Below are 3296 nucleotides of genomic sequence, written 5' to 3' on the forward strand. Positions count from 1 at the left end.
TAGAAACACTGCTTCAACAACTCCCTGAATTCAAAGGGAGGAGAGAGTGCTTCTTTAAAAAAGCGCATTGCAAAACGCGCCATCTCACCAATTTCTTCAAAAAAAGAAAGAGTGCTTTTGTAAAAAGAGGTCTTTTCAGCCATTTATTTAATTCTAACCTACTCAAAGTTAGTAAAAATAAGTTTAGATACTATGATAACTATCACGTTTCAAAGCGCAATTACTTTTATTTATCACCCCTTATTGTTCAGGCTAATTCACTATTTTTGTGTTTAGAACCAGACTTATGTACAAGCTCTTTATACGACCCATCCTTTTTTTATTTGACCCTGAAGCCGTGCATCATTTTACTTTTAAGATGATACGATTCTTAAGCGTATTGGGCTTTAAGGGCTTGTTTAATCGTATGTATGAGGTGAAAGACCCCTCATTGGAGCGTAGGGTATTTGGTGTGACATTTAAAAACCCTGTTGGATTGGCGGCAGGCTTTGATAAAGACGCTAAGCTGTTCCAGGAATTGTCAAGTTTCGGCTTTGGTTTTATTGAAATAGGAACCATTACCCCAAAACCACAAAAAGGTAATCCTAAAAAAAGGTTGTTTCGACTCAAAGAAGATCAAGCCATCATCAATCGTATGGGTTTTAATAATGGGGGCGTGTTTGAGGCAGTTTCAAGACTGAAAGAAAATAAAAATGTGTTGATTGGAGGAAACATTGGAAAAAATAAAGACACTCCAAATGAAGAAGCAGTTACAGATTACCTGATTTGCTTCAACGCCCTTTATGAGAATGTGGATTACTTTGTTGTAAATGTTTCTTCGCCTAACACACCCAATCTAAGAGAATTACAAGACAAAAAACCACTCACTGCTTTATTGCAAAGACTGCAGAACGAAAATAAATCAAAGCCAAAAGCAAAGCCAATATTGCTTAAAATTGCTCCTGATTTAACTAATGAGCAATTGCTGGATATTATTCAAATTGTAAAAAGCACTCAAATTGCCGGGGTGATAGCAACCAATACAACATTATCACGGGCAAACCTCAAATCCTCAACCAAAAATGAAACCGGTGGTTTGAGTGGAAAACCACTGACAAAGCGTTCTACTGAAGTCATTCGGTTTTTACATCAGGAGGGGAAGGGTGCTTTTCCAATAATTGGAGTAGGGGGTATTCACTCTGTAAAGGATGCTCTGGAAAAGCTGGAAGCAGGAGCAAGCCTCATTCAACTCTATACCGGATTTATTTATGAAGGCCCACAGTTGGTTAAAGAAATCAATAAAGCACTTTTAAAGCCAAATCAGTAAAGTACTATGTTTGAATTGCTGTTATCGTTTAGTGTTGCAACCATGGCACTGGCAATTTCTCCCGGTCCCGATAATATTTTTGTACTTACCCAAAGCATTTCAAATGGCAGTAGTTATGGAATTGCAACAACAGCCGGCTTGATTTCGGGGTGTATTGTACATACTACTCTGGTAGCATTTGGGATTTCTGCATTATTAATGACTTCAGAGGTTGTTTTTCTTTTCATTAAAATAGCAGGTGCTGCCTATATGCTTTATCTGGCTTTTCAGGTTTACAAATCGGGAAACACTTTAATGATAAGTTCTAAGGGCACTGCAAAAAAGTCACATGTTCAATTATTCAGGCAGGGAGTGATCATGAATATTCTCAATCCTAAGGTGACCCTGTTTTTCTTGGCATTTTTCCCTGCGTTTCTTTGGGACCCTTCAGGAAACACAGTAGTTCAGTTTTATGTATTGGGGGCTGTTTTTATGATTTTATCATTCGTGATTTTTTCTTGCATTGCTTTGCTTTCGGGACAAATATCAAGGTTTATTCAGCGTCAAAAAAATGCAGGTGTTTTTTTAAAGTGGTTGCAAATTGTTGTTTTTTCAGGAATTGCTGTTTTTCTGTTTCTTCCGTAAAATAAATTGTATTTTTACCCAACTAATTGACCGGAGCTTTTTCTGTTTATGAGCCAAAAGATAAAAATCATTGAATGTCCGCGAGATGCCATGCAAGGTATCAAAGATTTTATTCCCACAGAAAGAAAAATACAATACATTCAGGCGTTGTTACGCTGCGGGTTTGACACCATAGATTTTGGAAGTTTTGTTTCACCCAGGGCCATACCTCAAATGGTTGATACTGCTGAGGTGCTTTCCCGGCTTGATTTATCTAAAACAGAAAGTAAACTTCTCGCTATTGTGGCCAATGTGCGTGGTGCTGAGAATGCCGCCCTGCATTCCGATATTAATTATTTAGGCTATCCCTTTTCAATTTCTGAAAACTTTCAAATGCGGAACACTCACAAAACCATTGCAGAATCGATGCTTATTCTAAAGGAAATATTAGAAATAGCTAAAAACACAAATAAAGAAGTGGTTGCTTATTTGTCTATGGGTTTTGGAAATCCGTGTGGTGACCCCTGGAATGTTGAAATTGTAGGGGAGTGGACTGAGAAACTGGCTTCTATGGGAGTTAAAATCCTCTCTTTGAGTGACACGGTGGGTACTTCAACACCCGAAGTAATCAACTATTTGTTTTCTCACCTCATCCCTAAATATCCTCAAATTGAGTTTGGTGCTCATTTACATACAACGCCCAACTCGTGGCATGAAAAAGTAGATGCTGCTTATAAAGCGGGCTGCTTAAGGTTTGACGGTGCGATACAGGGTTTTGGTGGTTGTCCGATGGCAAAAGATGAACTTACCGGAAATATGCCCACAGAAAAATTATTGTCTTATTTTACAGCTGTAAAAGCTGATACCAATGTTTCATGGATGCCTTTTGAAAGTGCCCATAATGAAGCTACTAAAATTTTTACAAAATATCATTAGATGAAAAACACACTTCTTTTTTTAGCACTTTCTGGACTCCTTTTTATTTCATGTAAACCCAAGGAAACTGCTGTTACCGAATCCACAACAGATAATGGTGTTATTACATTTAAATTTATACAACTTAATGATGTGTATGAAATTGCACCACTCAGTGGCGGCCTGTATGGAGGAATGGCTCGGGTGGCACACCTTGTTGATTCAATAAAGTTGCAACAACCAAACAGTTTTCTGGTGTTAGCAGGTGATTTTTTAAGTCCCTCTTTAATCGGAACCATGCGTCACGAAGGTGAGCGAATAATGGGAAAACAGATGATAGATGTAATGAATGCTATGCAGTTTGATTTAGTGACTGTTGGAAATCATGAATTTGACCTAAAGGAACATGAGTTTCAGCAACGACTCAACGAATCTAATTTTCAATGGATAGCAACAAATGCGAAACATGTTT

Annotated in this window: 4 protein-coding genes; all 4 read left to right on the forward strand. The window is 37.8% G+C overall.

The genetic code is table 11. From position 1 onward, the window contains the following. Nucleotides 1-286 precede the first annotated feature (286 nt). A complete protein-coding gene (locus AACY61_RS10950) occupies nt 287-1306 on the forward strand; it encodes a quinone-dependent dihydroorotate dehydrogenase (protein WP_339611620.1) in 1020 nt (339 codons plus the stop codon). A gap of 6 nt (nt 1307-1312) precedes the next feature. Continuing rightward, entirely contained in the window at nt 1313-1930 is a 618-nt protein-coding gene (locus AACY61_RS10955; protein WP_339611621.1) for a LysE family translocator, read from the forward strand. A gap of 48 nt (nt 1931-1978) precedes the next feature. Then, nucleotides 1979-2845: a hydroxymethylglutaryl-CoA lyase gene (locus AACY61_RS10960; RefSeq protein ID WP_339611622.1), complete on the forward strand. Its 867-nt coding sequence runs from the start codon at nt 1979-1981 to the stop codon at nt 2843-2845. Further along, the coding region (locus AACY61_RS10965) for a metallophosphoesterase (RefSeq protein ID WP_339611624.1) at nt 2846-3296 on the forward strand (451 nt) is incomplete at its 3' end.

Source organism: uncultured Planktosalinus sp., from assembly GCF_963973675.1.
Taxonomy (GTDB): Bacteria; Bacteroidota; Bacteroidia; order Flavobacteriales; family Flavobacteriaceae; genus Planktosalinus.